The 19941-nt window shown below is 39.3% G+C and carries 19 protein-coding genes and 1 other RNA gene; 8 read left to right on the plus strand and 12 right to left on the minus strand.

Translation table 11 applies throughout. The annotated features are described in order from the left end of the window. Positions 1 to 161: 161 nt before the first annotated feature. From HP439_RS00080 to HP439_RS00090, 3 genes are read left to right on the plus strand one after another with little or no spacing between them, the layout of a single operon-like run. Complete coding sequence (locus tag HP439_RS00080) at positions 162 to 743, plus strand: SCO family protein (protein WP_246229100.1); 582 nt, start codon at positions 162 to 164, stop codon at positions 741 to 743. After that, the gene (locus HP439_RS00085; RefSeq protein ID WP_172388290.1) at positions 730 to 1272 is read left to right on the plus strand and encodes a DUF420 domain-containing protein; all 543 of its coding nucleotides are present in this window, start codon (positions 730 to 732) and stop codon (positions 1270 to 1272) included. The genes HP439_RS00080 and HP439_RS00085 overlap by 14 nt, the downstream gene beginning before the upstream one ends. Before the next feature lie 17 nt (positions 1273 to 1289). Further along, the gene (locus HP439_RS00090) at positions 1290 to 1754 is read left to right on the plus strand and encodes an ABC transporter ATPase (protein ID WP_172388291.1); all 465 of its coding nucleotides are present in this window, start codon (positions 1290 to 1292) and stop codon (positions 1752 to 1754) included. A gap of 59 nt (positions 1755 to 1813) precedes the next feature. On the opposite strand, the gene pckA is transcribed toward HP439_RS00090, so the two are convergent. Continuing rightward, positions 1814 to 3433, minus strand: coding sequence for a phosphoenolpyruvate carboxykinase (ATP) (gene pckA, locus HP439_RS00095; RefSeq protein ID WP_216657713.1), 1620 nt, complete (start codon positions 3431 to 3433; stop codon positions 1814 to 1816). Between the two features lie 200 nt (positions 3434 to 3633). Then, positions 3634 to 4533: a S66 peptidase family protein gene (locus HP439_RS00100; RefSeq protein ID WP_172388292.1), complete on the minus strand. Its 900-nt coding sequence runs from the start codon at positions 4531 to 4533 to the stop codon at positions 3634 to 3636. Positions 4534 to 4632: 99 nt separating this feature from the next. On the opposite strand from HP439_RS00100, the gene metG reads away from it, so the two are divergent. Next, complete coding sequence (gene metG, locus HP439_RS00105; RefSeq protein ID WP_172388293.1) at positions 4633 to 6702, plus strand: methionine--tRNA ligase; 2070 nt, start codon at positions 4633 to 4635, stop codon at positions 6700 to 6702. A 260-nt stretch (positions 6703 to 6962) separates the two neighbouring features. On the opposite strand, the gene brnQ is transcribed toward metG, so the two are convergent. The 5 genes from brnQ to HP439_RS00130 all read right to left on the minus strand — a co-directional run bounded on the left by brnQ (position 6963) and on the right by HP439_RS00130 (position 11142). Beyond that, on the minus strand, positions 6963 to 8261 hold the full coding sequence (brnQ, locus tag HP439_RS00110) for a branched-chain amino acid transport system II carrier protein (protein ID WP_172388294.1): 1299 nt from the start codon (positions 8259 to 8261) through the stop codon (positions 6963 to 6965). A 29-nt stretch (positions 8262 to 8290) separates the two neighbouring features. After that, complete coding sequence (folP, locus tag HP439_RS00115) at positions 8291 to 9130, minus strand: dihydropteroate synthase (protein WP_172388295.1); 840 nt, start codon at positions 9128 to 9130, stop codon at positions 8291 to 8293. A gap of 123 nt (positions 9131 to 9253) precedes the next feature. Then, the gene (locus HP439_RS00120; protein WP_172388296.1) at positions 9254 to 9730 is read right to left on the minus strand and encodes a DUF4920 domain-containing protein; all 477 of its coding nucleotides are present in this window, start codon (positions 9728 to 9730) and stop codon (positions 9254 to 9256) included. Between the two features lie 9 nt (positions 9731 to 9739). Continuing rightward, positions 9740 to 10321 carry an L-threonylcarbamoyladenylate synthase gene (locus HP439_RS00125; RefSeq protein ID WP_172388297.1) on the minus strand — a complete coding sequence of 194 codons (582 nt, stop codon included), beginning with the start codon at positions 10319 to 10321 and terminating at the stop codon, positions 9740 to 9742. Beyond that, positions 10321 to 11142 (minus strand): 2,3,4,5-tetrahydropyridine-2,6-dicarboxylate N-succinyltransferase, encoded by an 822-nt coding sequence (locus HP439_RS00130; RefSeq protein WP_172388356.1) that lies wholly within the window; start codon positions 11140 to 11142, stop codon positions 10321 to 10323. The genes HP439_RS00125 and HP439_RS00130 overlap by 1 nt, the downstream gene beginning before the upstream one ends. A 155-nt stretch (positions 11143 to 11297) precedes the next feature. Between HP439_RS00130 and HP439_RS00135 the strand changes: the two genes are divergently transcribed. Beyond that, entirely contained in the window at positions 11298 to 11705 is a 408-nt protein-coding gene (locus HP439_RS00135; protein WP_172388298.1) for an RNA-binding S4 domain-containing protein, read from the plus strand. A gap of 7 nt (positions 11706 to 11712) precedes the next feature. Here the strand turns inward: HP439_RS00135 and mtgA are convergent, their stop codons facing one another. Beyond that, positions 11713 to 12456 carry a monofunctional biosynthetic peptidoglycan transglycosylase gene (gene mtgA, locus HP439_RS00140; RefSeq protein ID WP_172388299.1) on the minus strand — a complete coding sequence of 248 codons (744 nt, stop codon included), beginning with the start codon at positions 12454 to 12456 and terminating at the stop codon, positions 11713 to 11715. Between the two features lie 214 nt (positions 12457 to 12670). Between mtgA and mutS the strand changes: the two genes are divergently transcribed. After that, a complete protein-coding gene (mutS, locus tag HP439_RS00145) occupies positions 12671 to 15277 on the plus strand; it encodes a DNA mismatch repair protein MutS (protein WP_216657716.1) in 2607 nt (868 codons plus the stop codon). Positions 15278 to 15355: 78 nt separating this feature from the next. Here mutS and HP439_RS00150 read toward each other — a convergent pair whose 3' ends face one another. Continuing rightward, the gene (locus HP439_RS00150; protein ID WP_172388300.1) at positions 15356 to 16516 is read right to left on the minus strand and encodes a hypothetical protein; all 1161 of its coding nucleotides are present in this window, start codon (positions 16514 to 16516) and stop codon (positions 15356 to 15358) included. A 149-nt stretch (positions 16517 to 16665) separates the two neighbouring features. Here HP439_RS00150 and HP439_RS00155 point away from each other — a divergent pair, with 149 nt between their 5' ends. Together HP439_RS00155 and HP439_RS00160 are read left to right on the plus strand one after the other, a co-directional pair. Next, entirely contained in the window at positions 16666 to 17319 is a 654-nt protein-coding gene (locus HP439_RS00155; protein ID WP_172388301.1) for a tRNA1(Val) (adenine(37)-N6)-methyltransferase, read from the plus strand. A 2-nt stretch (positions 17320 to 17321) separates the two neighbouring features. Then, entirely contained in the window at positions 17322 to 17816 is a 495-nt protein-coding gene (locus HP439_RS00160) for a metallophosphoesterase family protein (RefSeq protein ID WP_172388302.1), read from the plus strand. Position 17817: 1 nt separating this feature from the next. On the opposite strand, the gene HP439_RS00165 is transcribed toward HP439_RS00160, so the two are convergent. From HP439_RS00165 to ffs, 3 genes are all read right to left on the minus strand, one after another. Continuing rightward, positions 17818 to 18153 (minus strand): MerR family transcriptional regulator, encoded by a 336-nt coding sequence (locus HP439_RS00165; protein ID WP_172388303.1) that lies wholly within the window; start codon positions 18151 to 18153, stop codon positions 17818 to 17820. Positions 18154 to 18749: 596 nt separating this feature from the next. After that, on the minus strand, positions 18750 to 19592 hold the full coding sequence (accD, locus tag HP439_RS00170; protein WP_172388304.1) for an acetyl-CoA carboxylase, carboxyltransferase subunit beta: 843 nt from the start codon (positions 19590 to 19592) through the stop codon (positions 18750 to 18752). 240 nt (positions 19593 to 19832) lie between these two features. Beyond that, positions 19833 to 19930, minus strand: an RNA gene (gene ffs / locus HP439_RS00175) — signal recognition particle sRNA small type. Positions 19931 to 19941 lie beyond the last annotated feature (11 nt).

Genomic DNA, 19941 nt, shown 5'->3' on the forward strand with positions numbered 1-19941 from the left:
GGAGCTAAGTGAGTAATAAAACTCAACGAAGTAATTCAAAATTAATTATCCTGGCATTAATATTACTAGTGCCAGGATTTTTATATATAGCAGTCAATAGACTTGGCTCAAATCAGTACGTTTCTTTGCCCATTTTTGGAGAAAAATCGCTTAGTGGAGAGATGAAACGTAACTGGGGGCGCGAATATCCTGATACAATCTATCATACAGTGCCGGCCGTGAAATTTTTAGATGCAAGTGGGAATTCAATTTTGTTTCCTGCGCAAGACAGCTGTGTTTCTGTGGTACACCTTTTTTACACGCAGGATTCCTCGTTTTCTAGGTTGATTACGGATAAGGCGTTTCAGATTGCTGATAAATTCAAGGAGAATCCTTATGTAAAGGTGTATTCAATTTCGGTATCTCCGAAAGATAATAAATTTACAGTCGACGCATTTATTACACCTTATCGAAGCCATATAGCAAAAAACTGGAATGTATTATATGGATCGTCTGTCGATATCTTCTCATACGCCCGAAAATCGCTGTTGATAGATGCGATGAGCGACCCTACCGACAGCGAAAGGTTTCTCATCAGTAACAAGTTGGTGCTTTTAGATTCGAAATCTAGACTACGTGGATTTTATGATTCGAGCCTAAAGGGAGAGATAGATAGACTTGAGGACGAAATTAAATTATTGATGGTAGAGGAAATAAGAAATAGACCTGCGAAATTAAAATTGAAACAACATGGCGATGACTGAAGAGGAAAAAAAGTATAAAAATTGGATTATCGTATTATCTATCGTTATACCAGTAGCAGTTGCACTTCTTTTTGGAATTAACCTACCCAAAATGGGTTATGATGTAGAACCTTTGAGTTTTCTTCCCCCCATCTACGCGACGATTAACGGGGTTACAGCGGTTTTACTCGTAGCTGCTGTTACGGCCATTAAGCGCGGCAATCAAAAGTTACATGAACGGTTGATTAAGTTATGCATAGGGTGTTCGATTGCTTTCTTATTGATGTATGTAGCCTACCATATGACCTCTGAGTCAACGAAGTATCTTGGACAAGGTAATATGAAGTATTTATATTATTTTATTCTTATTAGCCATATTATATTATCGGTTGTGGTTATACCTTTTGTGCTTATTACATTCGTTCGTGGAATTGCAGGTGCATATGAGAGACATAAGAAATTAGCTCGTATTACCTATCCACTTTGGCTGTATGTCGCCGTAACCGGAGTAATCGTTTATATCATGATTTCGCCGTATTATGTACATTAAGACCTTATATTTGTAGCATGAAAAGAGTCTGGATTTACCAAAGTGATCGATTTTTTAGTCTATCTGCAAAGAAGCGAATAGAAGAGATATTGATAGATTTTGTAACCCAATGGACAGCCCACGGTAATCAATTGGCTGGATCCTTTGAGATCCGATATAACATGTTTATTGTGTTAACCGTAGATGAGTCAAAAGCAATGGTTACGGGCTGTTCGATTGACAAATCTGTACATTTATTAAAAAAAATTGAAGACGAGTTAGGAATAGGGCTGTTTGATAGGCTTTCTGTTGCTTATCGGAATCCATTAGACCAGGGTGAGATAAAATTGGTAAGTCGTAGTGAATTTGAAAAATCAATAGAGGATGGAGAAGTCAATCAAAATACGATTGTTTTTAATAATATGGTTACTACGCGGGAGGAATTGGCTACAAATTGGGAGATTCCTCTAAAAGATAGTTGGCATAGTAAGGTGTTTTTATAACCTAGTCGACAATTATTATATGGAACGTCCCCACTTGATTGAAAAGTGGGGACGTTATTTTATATAGGTATGACGCTGGTTCTAGGGGAGGCAGTTTTGATCTCTTCACTAGCTACGGCATTATATTGATCAAAATTCTTTATAAACAACATAGATAATTTCTCAGCTTGTAAATCATATGCGGCTTTATCCTCCCAGGTATCTCGCGGATTCAAGACTTCCGATGGAACGTTTGGACACATTTGAGGGATCAAAATACCGAAATTTGGATGTGGTTGATACATCTGGTTTTCCAGTTCACCATTTAATGCGGCCTCCACCATTGCTCGGGTATACTGTAGGCTTATCCGTTTTCCAGTTCCATATGCACCGCCGGTCCAACCTGTGTTGACAAGCCAAACGTTTACTTCGGGATGTTTTTCTAATTTTTCACCTAGCAATTCAGCGTACTGAGTCGGGTGCGCCGGAAGGAAAACCCGTCCAAAACAGGCCGAAAATGTCGACTGGGGTTCCGTAACCCCCACCTCTGTGCCAGCTACTTTTGCAGTGTATCCTGAAATGAAATGGTACATCGCTTGAGGTACGGTGAGTTTTGAAATTGGAGGGAGTACACCGAAAGCATCACACGTCAGGAAAAATATATTTTTTGGAATTTGGCCAATTGAATTCGGTTTTGCGTTGTCTATATGTGTGATAGGATACGCTGCACGAGTGTTTTCGGTAATACTGGAATTTTCGTAATCCACTTCGTTGGTGTTTGGATAAAAACACACATTTTCAAGTAAGGTTGGGTGTTTAATTGCGGCGAATATCTGTGGTTCTTTTTTTGCACTTAGGTCGATGCATTTGGCATAGCACCCGCCTTCGAAATTGAAAACCACTTCTTCTGCCCACCCATGTTCGTCGTCCCCGATAAGCCGTCGATTTATATCTGCCGAAAGGGTTGTTTTTCCTGTGCCACTGAGTCCAAAGAAAAGTGCGACGTCTCCATTAGCTCCTTCGTTTGCTGAACAATGCATGGGGAGTACCTGATACTCGTGTGGCAATAAAAAATTTAAGACTGAAAATATCCCTTTTTTCATTTCACCAGTATAGGCTGATCCAGCGATCAAAATTATCTTTTTACTAAAATTCACAATCGTGAAGTTTTCCTGGCGTGTACCATCTAGTATCGGGTCCGCCAAAAATTCGGGAACTTGTAACACGACCCACTCTTGTTGATAGAATTCAAGATCTTCTATTGATGGCCGTAAAAAGAGGTGGTGACAAAATAAATTAGCCCAAGGTGTAGTATTAATAACGGTTACGTTTATCCGATAGGCCGGGTCAGCTCCGGCATAACAATGCCGTACCCAGACGTCTTTGTCCTTGATGTACGTACTCATTTTATCGAGTAACTTATCGAATATTAACCCCGAAATTGGAATGTTAACTTCTCCCCAGTCAATGATGTCTTTCGAGTAGTCATCGTTGACGATAAATTTATCTTTTGGAGATCTGCCGGTGAATTTTCCGGTTTGAATACAAAGTGCACCTGTGTCACTTATCTCGCCTAACTGACGCGCTAACGTTTGTTTAACTAAGGTGTCAGCGTCAAGTTGAAAAAAAACGTTTTTAGCTAATGTTTGTATTTCACTTGTAACGCTAAGCGGATTTGGATTTTGGATGTCCATAACCATATCATAATTTGTTTTATGGCGCTAAGTTAGGGAGAATATAAACACGAAAAACGTGTTGGATCGTTTTCGTTAAGAATTGAACAAAATCGATGAATCGTTAAAAATTGCTCATTAAAACCGCTTGTTGATAAAAAACATGTTAACGCTACCAACCAACGATTGTGAACGTTTTAATGAAAAAATACTAATAATAATTTTTTTTATAGATATTCGAGCGAACTTTCTTCGTTTTTTACCGTTAATGATGCTTCGAGTCCAAGGATTATTGCGCGATTATCACTGATATGTCCGGCGGGAAAAGAGAAGCAGACAGGGTAACTATATTCCTGAACTTTATCCATAATTATTTCTTCGATCCTTTGGCCGAATGGAGGGTCACTATCTTTAAGTGAAGTAAATCCTCCCACTATCAATCCTGCGAGGTTAGACAGCTTACCCGCTCGTTTTAATGTCCACAACATTCTATCAATATTGTAGTGTGGTTCGCCCACGTCTTCAATGAACAAAATCTTCCCGTCGTAACTTCCGTCTGAAGGTGAAGCGAGGATGCTATGCAAAATCGCTAAATTTCCGCCGATAAGACGACCCTGAGCGCTGCCGTTTCTATTTGGATAATCTGTCTGTTTATATTTTATGTCCACGGACTCTCCAAATAGCGCGTTATGGAGTGTGTTTAAAGCTTCTTTACTACTGTCTTCGAAGGATTTGGGCATTTGGCCGTGAATCGTTGCAACCTCTACCACGTTATGGAAGTGCGAGTGCAGAACCGTTATGTCACTGAATCCAATTAGCCATTTGGGGTTCTTTTTGAATCGCTCAAGGTTGAGTGAGTCGATAATGCGGACACTACCGTATCCTCCGCGCGCGGCGAAAATTGCTTTCATCTCCGGGTTATCCAAAGCATGTTGTAAATCAACAGCGCGTTCGGTATCAGTACCTGCAAACTGATTAAACTGTGCCGAAACCGTAGATCCGATATGGACCTTTAAGCCCCAATTTGTTAGCACTTGAATTGCATTTTCAATATTACCTTTTATGTAGCTCGCAGGACATACAATTGCGACGGTATCTCCCTTTTTAAGAAATTCAGGTATTTTCATTCTGTTCACTTATTTTACCCGCAAATTGAGTTATCTTTGTCAAACAAACAAGTTTTTTGTTTTTTTTAGTCGTTTATAATATATTAAAATCGTTATACGTTGAGTATCTTATCTAAAAATCGCTTTACTGTTACTTCTGCCTTGCCCTACGCAAACGGACCACTTCACATAGGACACCTTGCTGGAGCATATATACCCGGAGATATTTTTGTTCGTTTTTTACGGTTAAACAATAAGGATGTTGTCTATGTCTGTGGTTCTGACGAGCATGGTGCTGCAATTACCATAAAAGCTAAAAGAGAAGGGGTAACACCAAAAGAAATTATTGATAAATATAACTTTCAAATAAAGGAAAGTTTTGAAGAGTTTGGTATCGATTTCGATATTTATCATAGGACTTCGGAGCAGATTCATCATCAGCTTTCTCAAGAATTCTTTTTGAACCTTTATGAAAAGGGTGAGTTTATAGAAAAATTCTCGGAGCAATATTACGATGAGGAATATAATCAGTTCCTCGCCGATCGATATATCGTCGGTACTTGCCCGCATTGCCATAATGAAGGTGCGTACGGGGATCAATGTGAGAAATGTGGTACCTCCTTAAATCCCACAGATTTAATTAATCCTAAATCAACTTTGAGTGGACGAACACCAATATTAAAAGAAACAAAACATTGGTATCTACCGCTGGATAAGTATCAACCCTGGTTGGAAAAATGGTTGATTGAAGGTAAAAGAAGTCAACTAAAATCCAATGTTTTCGGTCAATGCCAGTCATGGCTCAAATCCGGCCTGCAGCCTAGGTCTATGACTCGCGACTTAGATTGGGGCGTTGATGTTCCTTTGGAAGAAGCAAAAGGTAAGAAACTTTATGTTTGGCTAGACGCTCCTATTGGCTATATCTCTGCGACCAAACAATGGGCATTAGATAACGGTAAAAACTGGGAGCATTATTGGAAAACTCAAAGAGATAGCGAAAAAGATTCTACGCTAATACATTTTATTGGTAAGGATAATATCGTTTTTCATTGTATTATCTTTCCTGCAATATTACACGCGCATGGTGATTATATTTTGCCTGAAAATGTACCGGCAAATGAGTTTTTGAATTTAGAGGGAGATAAATTATCAACCTCCAGAAATCACGCTGTTTGGTTGCATGAGTATCTCGAAGAATTTCCGGGTAAACAGGACGAGCTACGGTATGTCCTTACGTCGATTCTGCCGGAGACCTCGGATAGTGAATTCACGTGGAAGGATTTTCAGTCACGTGTTAATAATGAACTCGTAGCAATACTAGGGAATTTCGTTAATCGCGTCATGGTTCTTTCTCATAAGTATTTTGGAGGAGCAGTGCAAATTGGATCACCCCTTACCCAAACCGATAATGAAGTACTTTCAACTCTTGCTATTTTTCCTAAAGAGATTGAGCAGTCTGTTTCACAATACCGTTTCCGAGAGGCGTTGTCCAACTTTATGAATGTCGCGCGATTAGGCAATAAATACTTAGCTGACGAAGAACCATGGAAGGTTTATAAAGACGATCCAGATCGTGTTAAAACGGTGCTTTACGTAGCCTCGCAGATTGTAGCGAACTTAGCGTTATTCGCACAACCATTTTTACCCAAAACAGCTAAAAAGCTTTTTGCAATGCTGAACGTGTCTCCAAAAGGATGGGATCTGGCTGGCAATAAGGAAATTATTCCGCAACACCATATCTTAGGGGAAGCACAGTTATTGTTTGAAAAGATAACAGACGATCAGGTGGAACTTCAGCTGCAAAAGTTGGCTACCGCAAAGGCAGCAAATGTTGTAAACAATACTCCAGCAAGTGATGCAAAGAGTAATATTAGCTACGAAGAATTTCTGACGATGGATATCCGTGTGGGGACTATCCTAGATGCAGAAAAAGTAGCTAAAACTAAAAAGCTTCTAAGATTAACTGTCGATACTGGAATCGATCAACGAACCGTTGTTTCGGGAATTGCAGAATATTTTACTCCAGAAGAAATTGTGGGGAGACAGGTCTCTATATTAGTGAATTTAGAGCCGCGAGAGATCAAAGGCATCCAGTCCCAAGGTATGATTCTTATGGCGGAAGATGCTGACGGAAGGCTGGATTTTGTCGCTCCTACTACGGCAATTAAAACTGGAAGTACGGTGCGTTAACAGCGGCTCACGTTAATAATATAACACCATCTTCGTTTATACGAAGATGGTGTTTTTATTTAATTTTTTTCATAAAAAAACCTGAAGCGGGGAGCTTCAGGTTTTTCACTAACTAACCAATTATTAACCTAAATTATGAATTACTATTATAACTGCAATTTAGGCTCCTATATTGTATATGGTACCTTCTATTAACAAAATTTAACAAAAACGAGCCATGATTACATGTTTAATAATGTTTTTGTGTGAAGCGGGACAGATTATTTGACATGTTGCATGTCATTTTTTCTTCTAAAAAATAGCGCCAAAATAAAAAATAGGAGTGAGGGCATGACCCACCCCAGATCGTATTTGAAAAGTGGTATTTTGTTAAGGATCAAAAGTTGGGAATCACCTAGAAAGCCTAATATTTTCAATAAATTTAATACGGCGATAATCGTTGAAGCACTAATCGCAGCGATATAAGGCTCTTTTGATTTGATCCAACGTCCGAAGACAACAATATATAATACGAGGGTTATGACTATGGGGTAAACGAACGCCAGAGGAGGGTATGCAAACCTGATTATATCATCCACGCCGATTACAGCTAATATTCCTGAGATTAGGCATGATACCGTCACTAAAAATTTGTATCCTAACCTGCCATTTGTCAACTCACTGAAAAATGTGCCCACAGCTGACGTTAATGCTATTGCTGTAGTTAAACAAGCTAAAGCAATACTAATTGAAATAGCCAAAGTTCCATTGTCGCCAAAAATACTTCTAGAAATTAGGAGCAGCAACTCTGACCTGGTTAAAGAATTGTCTGTTACGCCGGAAGTTGCTCCCAGGTATATTAAGCCTCCATATATGAAAAGTAGGCATGCTGCGGCAAGTACTCCTGAAGCGATGACAACTTTGTTCTTATCGTTAATAGACTTGTATCCCTTTGCCTTGGCGGCAGAGATAATAATACCAGCAAAGATGACAGATGCCAGTACGTCTAAGGTTTGATAACCTTCAGTGAACCCCAACGTGAAAGACTGTACCGCTGTGATACCCTGTTCGGTAGAAGTAGACACGGGATCTATAATACCTTTGACAATTAATACACTCAGTATAATTAATAGGAATGGGGTTAAGATGTTCCCAACTAAGTCGACTACTTTACTAGGTACAATGGAGAAACACCAGACTACGATAAAGAAGATGACGGATGCCCAAATCGAACTGCTTTGTGGAAATGAGGGAAGAATTCCAACCTCAAAAGTTGTCGCTGCTGTTCTCGGTATCGCGATTAGCGGTCCTATGCACACCATAATGACAGTCCCTAGAATGGCTGCCAGCTTTTTGTTTACGCGATGTCCGAGGTCGTTAAAATTTTCCCCAGAATTTGTAACGGCTAAAACGCCTGTAAATGGAAGAAGGATTCCCGATATACCGAATGCGAATATCGTCACCCAAATATGGTCGCCGATCTGCAGCCCAATATAAGGCGGAAGAAGTAAGTTTCCTGCCCCAAAAAACATGGCAAAAAGAGCAAAACCTATTGTTAGTATATCTCTAATTTTTCTCAAAATATAATATTAATATGTTAATAATTTGGTTAGAATAACAAATCAACGAGTTGTTTTGCTTCTTTGACATCGTGTACGCGCAATAGTTGAACGCCTTTGTTAAGCAAAAGTGTGTTTAAGGCAATGGTCCCTGTTAATGCTTCTTGTGCAGTAATACCAAGCTTTTTGTAGATCATCGATTTACGTGAAATACCACCCATTATCGGAAAGCCAAAGTATTGTAATTCATCTACTCGATGTATTAGTTCAAAGTTCTGGTCGATTGTTTTTGCAAATCCATAACCAGGATCTAGAATGATATCACGAACGCCTAGTGAACGAAGTTCGGCAATCTGTTCGCCAAAAAACGTTGCGACGTCCAAAACTATATCATTATAGGTGGTAAGCTGTTGCATATTTTCAGGTACTCCTCGCATGTGCATCAACACATAAGGAACTTGTAACCTCGCCACTGTTGAGAACATATTTTCATCAAGAGTCCCTCCCGATATATCATTAATAATGTGCGCACCTGCGCGAACGGATGCTTCTGCGACATCTGCGCGAAACGTATCTATGGATAATATAACATCGGGATAACGCCTTGTTAGTTCTTCAATAATAGGTAGTGCGCGGTGAGCTTCTTGTTCTGAGCTAATTAGTTTTGCCCCAGGGCGTGACGAATACCCACCAATATCTATGATGTCTGCACCATTTTCTAATAATTCCTGTGCTTTTTGTATAGCTTGTTCTGTTTCGTTATGTTGCCCTCCGTCGAAAAAAGAATCTGGCGTTACATTTAATATGCCCATAATTAAGGGCTTTTCAAAAGTAAGTAACTTTCCGTTTGCTACAATAGATTGGGAGGAAGTAGTGTTAAGATGTTTCATCACATATATATAACAAATATATTGAAAATCGGCGTACACCGTTTCCAAATTAAAGGGGGGGACAAAAGGTTATTTCCTGCTCGGAAATAACCTTTGTAAGATTTTCTGTTTACAAATAGAAGCTTAATTCAATACAACGACCCCGTCGGCCACAATACTAATGTCTTCACGTGGTTTGTCTATTTTCGCGATCTCATCTTTTGAAGCTCCTTTATCTTCCGCATAATGTTTTAACCATTCTACAGAAGTTTGTTTTACTTTTGCACGGCCTTCAATTGCAATATTTTTTCCTACCAGATCTTGAGGTACAAAATAAGCATAGTCTGTAAAACGTACGAGAACTGTCTCCCCGCTTTCACGTTTTAATGTCAGAAAACAACCTTTTTTTTTGCACACTTCAACAACTTCACCTTTTATCTTGCCATTGAATTTGTCTGCCGATTTCAATTTCTTAGCTAACTCTACAACGGAAATCGCTTCAGTAGAATCTATTTTTTTGCCGTATTGTACACCTTTTTTAGCGGGCGTAAGTGCTTGCTGAGCGAAGCTTAATTGCAAAGTTGCGATTATAGAAACAATTAGAGTCAAATTTTTTTTCATTTGTACCTTTTATTTACGTAAAAACTCGAACTTCCCACTTGGATCGAGCTTCATAACGGTTGAAGATTTTCCGTCTACAGTGATATCTTGTCCGTATTGTACAACATAATCGACCCCGTTGATTATTTCCTGAGAAATTTCATCGAAATTTGCGGGAGACCTATCGCCACTGATATTTGCAGAGGTAGACACTATTGGTTTTCGAAATCGTTGGAGCAATTGTTCGCAGAACGGATGATTTACGATTCGTATACCAATGCTACCGTCTTCTGCTATTACGTTCGGAGCAAGGTTCTTTGCGTTAGAGTAGACGATTGTCAGTGGTTTTGAGGAATACTCAATTAACTCGTAAGCAACTTCCGGGATCTCTCGTACGTAGCTCGTTAATTGGTTGTCATTATGTAAAAGGATGATCATGCTTTTTGTGCTATCTCTGCCTTTTAAAGCGTATACTTTACGTACTGCTTCTTCATTAGTCGCATCGCAGCCAATTCCCCATATCGTATCGGTTGGACAAAGAATTAAGCCACCATTTCTTAATGTATCCAGGGCTTGGCTCAGATCTTCTTTACCTACTAATGCGTGGTCCATTAAACAGCGACATTATGTTCACGTAAAGCATCATTTAACGACGTCTTCTTATCGGTTGATTCTTTACGGGTTCCTATGATCAACGCACAAGGTACTTGGTATTCACCTGCTGGGAATTTTTTAGTGTACGATCCTGGTATAACAACAGAACGGGCAGGTACATAACCTTTGTATTCAATAGGCTCGTCACCAGAGACATCGATGATTTTTGTGGAGGCCGTTAACACGACGTTGGCCCCAAGTACGGCCTCAGTTTCGACACGAATCCCCTCAACGACAATAGCACGTGAGCCAACAAAAACATTGTCCTCGATTACCACAGGAGCTGCCTGGACAGGTTCAAGAACACCACCAATGCCCACGCCACCACTTAGGTGTACGTGTTTACCGATCTGAGCGCAAGATCCTACCGTAGCCCAAGTGTCAACCATGGTGCCTTCGTCGACAAATGCGCCAATATTCACGTATGACGGCATCATAATCACACCTTTAGCTAGATAAGCTCCGTAACGAGCGCTCGCTCCAGGAACCACACGAACGCCTAATTTTTTGAAGTTCGTTTTTAGCTTCATTTTGTCGTGATAAATAAAAGGACCATTGTCTATTTCCTGCATGTCGCGGATAGGGAAATACAAAATAACAGCTTTTTTAATCCAATCATTGACGTGCCAACGCGTTCCGATCAATTCAGCGACGCGAAGGTCACCTTCATCTAACCGGTCGATAACCATATTGATGGCTTCGAAGTATTCCTTATAAGTTAATAATTGCCTGTCTTCCCAGGCCTCCTCAACAAGTTTTTGTAATTTTTGTACTTCCATTTCTAATTGATGCGCTTCGCGGTGTAAAATATTCATGCATGTTGGAGCCCTGAGCGCAAAGTTGTAGGGTACCGACATACATACAAATATTATAATTTTTTGTTTAATCACAGCCTATATTCGTTAATATTACGCTATTTGACGTATTTTTGTGTATGGCAGCGGAAACCGAAAAACTTCGTATTGATAAATATTTATGGTCCATTCGTCTATTTAAAACACGCAGTTTAGCGACAGACGCTTGTAGGGCTGGAAGGATTAAACTTAATGGGCAGAATATTAAGCCGTCTTATTTGGTGAAAATTGGAGAGGTTTATAGCGTTCAAAAAGGTATTGAACGAAAGATAATAAAAGTAATTGGACTGCTCGAACGTCGAGTTGATGCTAAAACAGCGGTCCAGTTTTACGAAGATCAAACACCTGAGGAAGAAACATACGCCTTTAAATCTGTGTTCCACGCGCCTGTACTCAAAAGAGATCGGGGGACAGGTAGGCCAACCAAAAAGGACAGGCGAGAAATCGACGATCTCACTTCAGACTGGCTCGGTGAAGACCAAGGGTAGGCCAAGCTTAATCTGGAATCTTATAATAGTTTAAGTAACGAACGATACTATTTGCTCTGCGGTTAACGTATGCAGATGGACGTCTAGCATCCCATTTATTGGGACTCGGAAGAATCGCTATAATAAGAGCCGCTTGTTTTTTACTGAGGCTAATTGCCGATTTATAGAAATAATACTTCGAGGCGGCCTCGGCACCGTAGACACCTTGTCCCATTTCAATTACGTTAAGGTAAACCTCTAAGATGCGTTTTTTGCTCCAAAAGACCTCAATCAATACTGTAAAATAGCTTTCTAAACCTTTTCTTAACCAAGATCTTTCTGGCCATAAAAAAACATTTTTTGCCACTTGTTGACTTATAGTACTACCTCCACGTAGTTTTTTGCCAGCTTTATTTTTTAGGAATGCTTCTCTTATTGCTTGCGTGTCAAAACCATGGTGTGTTAAAAAATGAGCATCTTCTCCAGCAATCGCTGCTCGTTTCAAGTTGTCCGAAATATTCTCATAATCTACCCATTTCTTATCGATTTTCCATTCTTTTCCTGTTGATTTACGTTCAAAGCCTCGTTTGAGTTGTAAATAAGTGATAGGTGGATTCATGAAAATCAAAAGAACGACCCAAAAGATGCTAAAGATGAAAAATGCTACTGTCACGCGAGCAATCCAGAGACCAATTAACTGTAGTCCGTTATGTCGCTTACTCGTTTTTTTTCTATTGTTTCGTTTTTTTGTGTTGCCTCGTTTAATAGCCATCCCTATTGGTTTGTACCACAAATCTAGGGCATTTTTTTTATAAGAAAGAGATAATGCAAAAGATTTGGGCTTTCTGTTTTTGGTAGGAACTAAGTTTTCTTTTTAATATACAAAGTGTATTTTATGATTTTATGCTGCGGAAAACATCGTCGTGAATGTTTGTCAAAGCGATGCATTTAGCGTATTTTTACGGCTTACTAAAAATGGAGTTCAATTGGCCAAAGCGAAGAAACAAACGCCTTTAATGCTGCAATATAATACGATAAAGGCGAAATATCCCGGCACGTTATTACTGTTTAGAGTTGGTGATTTTTATGAGACATTTGGAGAAGATGCAATTAAAGCATCAGGAATTTTAGGTATCGTTCTCACAAAACGCGGGAACGGATCTGAATCCGAAACCGCATTGGCAGGTTTTCCTCATCATTCGCTTGAAACCTATCTCCCTAAATTGGTGCGTGCAGGGCAGAGGGTCGCTATATGTGATCAGTTAGAAGATCCAAAACAAACCAAAACAATTGTTAAACGAGGTGTTACCGAACTGGTGACGCCAGGTGTATCCTATAACGACAACATCATAAAACAAAAATCGAATAACTATCTTGCCTCTGTGTTTAGTGATAAAGGTGGTGTCGGTATTTCTTTTTTGGATCTCTCCACGGGTGAATTTTTGGTAGCTCAAGGGGATGTTAATTATGTTGATAAATTACTCCAGAGCTTTAAGCCAAGTGAAGTAATAATGCCAAAAAAGCAGTATAAGGAGTTTCTAGAACAATACGGGAGTCACTATTATACATACACCTTGGACGAATGGCCTTATACAGGTGATTACGCGATCGAGGGCTTGCTGAAACATTTTCAGGTGAATTCGATGAAGGGTTTTGGAATCGAACGGATGCCAATAGGTACGTTAGCTGCGGGTGTTGCTTTACATTATTTAAATGAAACAGAGCATCGAAATCTTCAACATATATCGAATATATCCAGAATTGAAGAGGACAAATATATGTGGCTCGATCGTTTTACTATTCGGAATCTCGAATTAATAGGATCAACTAACGAAAATGCAGTTATTCTTTCCGATGTATTGGATCAAACCGCATCTCCGATGGGGGCGCGCTTGTTAAAGCGTTGGATGGTTATGCCGTTGAAAGATACGACAGCTATTCAGCAAAGATTGGATATTGTAGAATATTTTGATAATGATAGAGATCTTCGCGACAAGTTAATAAAGGAGATTGCGCAGGTAGGTGATTTAGAACGCTTGATTTCGAAAATTGGACTTCAGAAGGCAAATCCTCGAGAAATTATTCAGTTGAAGCGAGCGCTATACGCTGTTGAGAAGTTAAAGGTTTTGACCAATATTGAAAATTCTAACGTGTTGTCTTCGATGTCCGCACAACTGGATATTTGTGAAGTTATCCGTCAAAAGATCGAGGAAAGAATGCAGCCCGATCCTCCGGTCGCACTGAACAAAGGGAAAGTAATTAGTGACGGTATTGACGAGGAATTGGATTACTTACGTAAAGTGGCTTTTGGTGGAAAAGGTTATCTGTTAGAAATTCAAAAGCGTGAATCAGAAGCTACTGGGATACAGTCGTTAAAAATTGCGTTTAACAATGTTTTTGGTTATTATTTAGAAGTGACTAATACGCACCGAGATAAGGTGCCTGCCGAGTGGATTAGAAAGCAGACCCTTGTTAATGCTGAGCGCTACATCACCGAGGAATTAAAAGAATATGAAGAACAGATTTTAGGAGCAGAAGAGAAAATACAAGCAATAGAAAATCGTCTGTATGCTGATCTTTTGGTTGAGATCGCTTGCTATATTAAGCCAATACAGCTCAACGCTCAAGTTATTGCTAAATTAGACGTTCTATTGAACTTTGCATGGATCGCAGAAAAAAATTACTACACAAAACCTTTCGTGTCTGATAGTAAGACACTTGATATAAAAGGAGGGAGACACCCGGTTATTGAGAAAAATCTTCCCATTGGTGAAGAATATATTACTAATGACACTTTTCTAGATCCCCAAACGCAACAGGTTATAATTATCACGGGGCCGAACATGGCTGGTAAGTCAGCTTTACTTCGGCAGACTGGGTTAATCGTGTTGATGGCACAAATAGGAAGTTTTGTACCAGCGAAAGAAGCGAATATAGGTGTAGTGGATAAAATATTTACGCGTGTTGGTGCTTCTGATAATCTTTCTTCGGGTGAATCGACTTTTATGGTTGAGATGAACGAAACGGCCAGTATTATGAACAATCTTTCCGACCGGTCACTAATTTTGCTAGATGAAATTGGGCGAGGGACAAGTACTTATGACGGGATTTCGATCGCCTGGGCAATCGCCGAATATTTGCATAATCACCCTACTTGTCGTGCGAAGACGTTGTTTGCCACGCATTATCATGAGCTCAATGAACTTACTAATTCGATGTCCCGGATAAAAAACTACAATGTGTCGGTCAAGGAATTGAATAACAAAGTGATTTTCCTTCGAAAGCTGGTGCCTGGGGGATCGGAACATAGTTTTGGAATTCATGTTGCCAAGCTGGCTGGTATGCCTAATAAACTTTTGGGACGCGCTAATGAGATTTTAAAACGTCTGGAACAGGAACGGACGGGTGGAGAGCAAATTAAAGATAGTATGCGGAAGATGCAAAAGCAGGCTTATCAGTTACAGATGTTTTCTATTGACGATCCAATTTTGGCGAAAATTAGAGATATGTTAAATAATTTAGACGTTAACGTGTTGACACCTGTGGAAGCATTGATGAAACTTGATGAAATCCAACGGCTTTTAAAGAATTGATTTCTATCATTTTATTTGCGACGAGGGAACTATTGAAACGAAGAAATAAATAAGTTAACATGGCAGCGTTACACTTCTTTAAAACCTTAGGAACATTTGTAAACTTGCGTAGTTTGGCTGAATGCTCGTTAGGAGATTTTTATCCCAATCGTACGGGATGTAATGGTAAGCACCCTCAACACCTATATATTTCTTTTTTGCAAGGTGTCTCATAAACGATACCCCTAGCGTAGTACGCATGGTGTTTACATTGTGATAGCGGATACTACTTGTTCCTTGATCGTAATCATCATAGTAGTAATCGTCATAGTAATAGCTATCTGTCACCTCCGATAAGCCTGTGTTGGTCGTTTCATAATATAAACCGATTTTTGGGGCAATAATAAATTTGTCATTGTCAAATATTTTATAGCCTAAGTTTCCCCCAAACCCAAGGCTGACGGTAGAATTAACTGTTTGTACTTCATCATACAGCACATAGTCAAATGCTCGATCGTTTGAATTTACGCGGAATTTCACACCCAATTCATAAAGGAATTGAGAAGATAACTTGGAAGAGTACATAAAAGAAAACGTCGGATTTGTTTTGAAAAGTGGATCCTTCCCTGTGATAGGAAATTCTATCCCACCGTATATAATTAACCCGCCTCGTTCTTTATAGGTCTTGTGTTCTTTGGGTTTGTTGAGCGTTGTTGATCTTGGTGTTTCAGTATGATAAGATTGATAAAATGCTTCGATATTGTCAGAAAATAATAGCGCTATTTTTCGCTCCTGGTCTGTAAGGTTATAAGCTGTAGAGTTTAGTAAGGCGGCCGATTTAAGCTTTACGAGTGAATCGATAGGATGATTTAAAGGGACGTGGTTGAAATCCGATTTGTTGTTTTTATAGATCGATCTATATTCCGGTTCAACACTATAATCCCAACGCATGACGAGGCTTTCCTGATAGTTCTTGCTAAGATAATCAGCAATCAACGCGCCCGCAGAAATTTTTTCTATTAACGCTCGCAGGATACGTAATCGTTGGGTGAATTCACTTTGCCCACAACTACTTTCTATAGTTCCTAGTACAGATTCTAAGTTAGAAAAGTCATTTTTGTCAACCATAATAACAAGCTTTTCCAAAGAGATTTGTGTGATTTGATCGCAGTCCTGTAATGGCACAGTCGTTCTGGCTTGAACAACCGTCGACAAAATGACGAGATTAAAAAAAAGAAGGAGCGTTACAAATTTGTTCATATTGAGTAATTCAATGCTAAAGTACTGATTATATTCGAGTTTTTTTACGTTCGTTATCTCCGTTAGAGTTCTAATTTAATTATAACTTTGACGTAATGAAATCAATTTTTCGTTTTAAGCAGTTTCAGGTTGACCAAAGCAATTGTGCTATGAAAATCAATACCGATGGTGTTTTACTTGGTGGTATGATTGAACCGTATAGTGCGGAACGTATTCTAGACATAGGAACCGGTACGGGGGTAATTGCAATGATGCTTGCCCAAAAGTTCCCAGGGGCGGTTGTCCATGGTGTGGAGATAGATACTGCGGCGAGCAGGCAAGCGGGGTTGAACTTTGAAAACTCAATCTTTAATAATAGATTGGAGGTTATTTCCGGTTCTTTTCAAGATATGCGTCCCGATTCGGATTATGATTTAATCGTATCAAATCCTCCTTTTTATACGAATTCCTTACATACCCCCGATGCTAGAAAAACGCAAGCAAAGCATGCTGACAGCATTTTCTTTGAGTCCTTAATTGATTTTGTTGATCAGAATTTGTCTTCCAACGGGAGGTTTTATTGTGTTTTGCCAACTTTAACGGCGCGATACGTTACTGAAGTGTTGCTGCCAAAATCAAAATTGTATTACCGCGGAGCGACTAATATCTCGTCGTTTCATGGAGCCCCAAGTATACGTACCGTGATCCAGCTTGGTAAGGAAGAATCCTCTTTTGAGAATGGTGAACTGGTTATCTATGCATCCAAAGGTGTTTACACGGTTGAATATAGAGAGTTACTGAAACCGTATTTTTTAAATTTTTAGCTATGAGAAAAATTGGACTTCTGTCTGATACACATGGATTTCTGGATGATGCAGTGTTTAAACACTTTGAAAATTGTGATGAGATTTGGCATGCAGGCGATTTTGGAAATTTGGAGATTGTCGGTAGACTGTCTAGATTTAAGTCCTTTCGAGGTGTGTGGGGGAATATCGACGACAAAGCAATACGGATGGTATGTCCGGAACATCAACGCTTTCAATGTGAAGATGTCGATGTGTGGATAACGCATATAGGGGGGTACCCTGGTCGTTATTCGTCGTTGATTAAGGATGAATTAGTTAAGAACCCGCCTAAATTATTCATTTGTGGGCATTCGCATATTTTGAAGGTCCAATACGATCCAAAATATGATTTATTACATATTAACCCTGGCGCTGCCGGAAAGGTTGGTTGGCATACGGTGAGAACTTTAGTCAGATTTGATATTGATAGGGATAAAGTTTCGAATTTGCAGGTGATTGAAATTGGCCCACGATAGATTAGAGACTGTCGCGAACTTCCACTAAGAACGATTTAAGTCGTTCAAGAGAATCTATCACGCGTTGATTCTCTTTTACTTCGTTTTTGTTGGAACGTAAAAATTCACGAGCACCTTGAAGTGTATATCCCTTATCTTTCACGAGGTTAAAGATAATTTTTAGATTAGAGATGTCATCAGGTGTAAACAAACGGTTTCCTTTTTTGTTTTTCTTTGGCTGAAGGATATCAAACTCGCGTTCATAAAAGCGTATTTGTGAAGCATTGACCTCGAACATTTCAGTAACTTCACCCATTGTGTAGTATAATTTATTTATTTCACGTTCTTTGTACGGCATAGTTTTGTTATCTCCTTTAACAAATATACAATGTATGTTTGGTATTCAAAATTTTTCCGAGAATGAATATTTTTTTTGAATTTTGAGAAAACCAAAGCAAGGAAATAGATGGCTGTCGTTAAAAAAAATGTGGGTTTAAAAAAGGGGATAGTGGTCGTTAGTCCGTTTTGGACCAATTTGTTTTCTGCAGGCAAAGCCTCGGCAGTAACAATATTTCCTTTTATTTTTTTACAAAGCGAATCATTCACGAAGGATTTGGTCTTACTAAATCATGAACGCATCCACATTAAACAAGCTATCGAATTGATGATAATTCCTTTTTATATTTGGTATCTACTGGAGTTTTTGATTCGTTATAGTCAGTTTCGAAACTTCAGGCGTGCCTATTATAATATCAGCTTTGAGCGGGAAGCTTATAGAAATCAAAACAATATTAATTACTGTGAAGGTCGAAAAGTCTGGGGTTTTTTGAAATATTTAAAAGAGCAATTCTGAATATCAGGAAGTAAAAAGAAAAACCCGCATCGTCAGAGTAGAATGCCCCCAGAAAGTGTCTAACTTTTTGGGGGCATTGCATTTCTGTGATATGTATATTTTTAGTTCAGCATTCTTAAAAACGCTGCGACCTTCGATTTTAGATGACGACGATCAACAATGAAATCTAAAAAGCCGTGTTCCAATACAAACTCTGAAGTCTGGAACCCTTTAGGTAAATCTTTCTTGATTGTCTCTTTAATAACCCGCGGTCCTGCAAACCCTATAAGAGCCCCCGGCTCGGCGATATTGATGTCACCCAGCATCGCATAGGATGCCGTAACCCCACCTGTCGTGGGATCCGTTAGTAAACAGACGTATGGAAGTTTCGCTTTTGATAATAGAGCCAATTTAGCAGATGTTTTTGCCATTTGCATAAGCGAGAAGGCGGCTTCCATCATACGTGCTCCGCCTGATTTCGAAATCAACATAAACGGTAGTTTGTGTTCTATACAATAATCGATTGAACGAGCAATCTTTTCACCCACCACTGACCCCATCGAACCACCGATAAATGTAAAGTCCATACAAGCGATTACGATGTCTTTCCCTTCCATTTTACCATGGCCACACCGAATCGCGTCTTTGAGGCCTGTTTTTGCTTGACTATCGGCTAACCGCGTTGGGTAAGGTTTCGTGTCTGAAAATTTAAGAGGATCCCCTGAGGTAAGGTTTCCAAATAGTTCAGTGAAATTATTATCGTCAAATAGAACAGAGAAGTATGCCGTTGAACCGATACGAATATGGTAATCACAATATTGACAAACATATTTGTTCTCAATTTGTTCACTATTCAGTAATGGCTTTTTACAGTTTGGGCATTTATTCCACATACCGTCAGGAGCTTCCTTTTTATTTTCGGTTGCAGTGTTAATACCTGCTTTATTTCTTTTAAACCAACTCATAAGTTTTGCTAATTCGGACTACAAATAAACGAAAAATATCGTAAAAAGTAATATTGCGAGTTATCGAACGTTTTTATAAATATTTTGGAGTTCTTCAGGTGGTCAACCGATATACTGTTTTCCGAAACTTGTTGGTTTAACCGGTTTTCACGATAAAAAATCGGTGTCGCTTTTCTCATGTCATTATTAAAAAGTCACAAAAAAAGCGCAACTAAGCGCTAAAGAACCCTCTTAAAAAAAGAAGGGCAAGCTACTCCTATCGCACCGCTCAACCAAATACCCTTGCTTTGTTCCCAACCTGGGGGAGTCAATGGGAGCTGGTCGTAGGAGACTTGCCCAGCACAAAAGT

The sequence above is a fragment of the Sphingobacterium shayense genome (assembly GCF_013179575.1).
Classification (GTDB): Bacteria; Bacteroidota; Bacteroidia; order Sphingobacteriales; family Sphingobacteriaceae; genus Sphingobacterium; species Sphingobacterium shayense.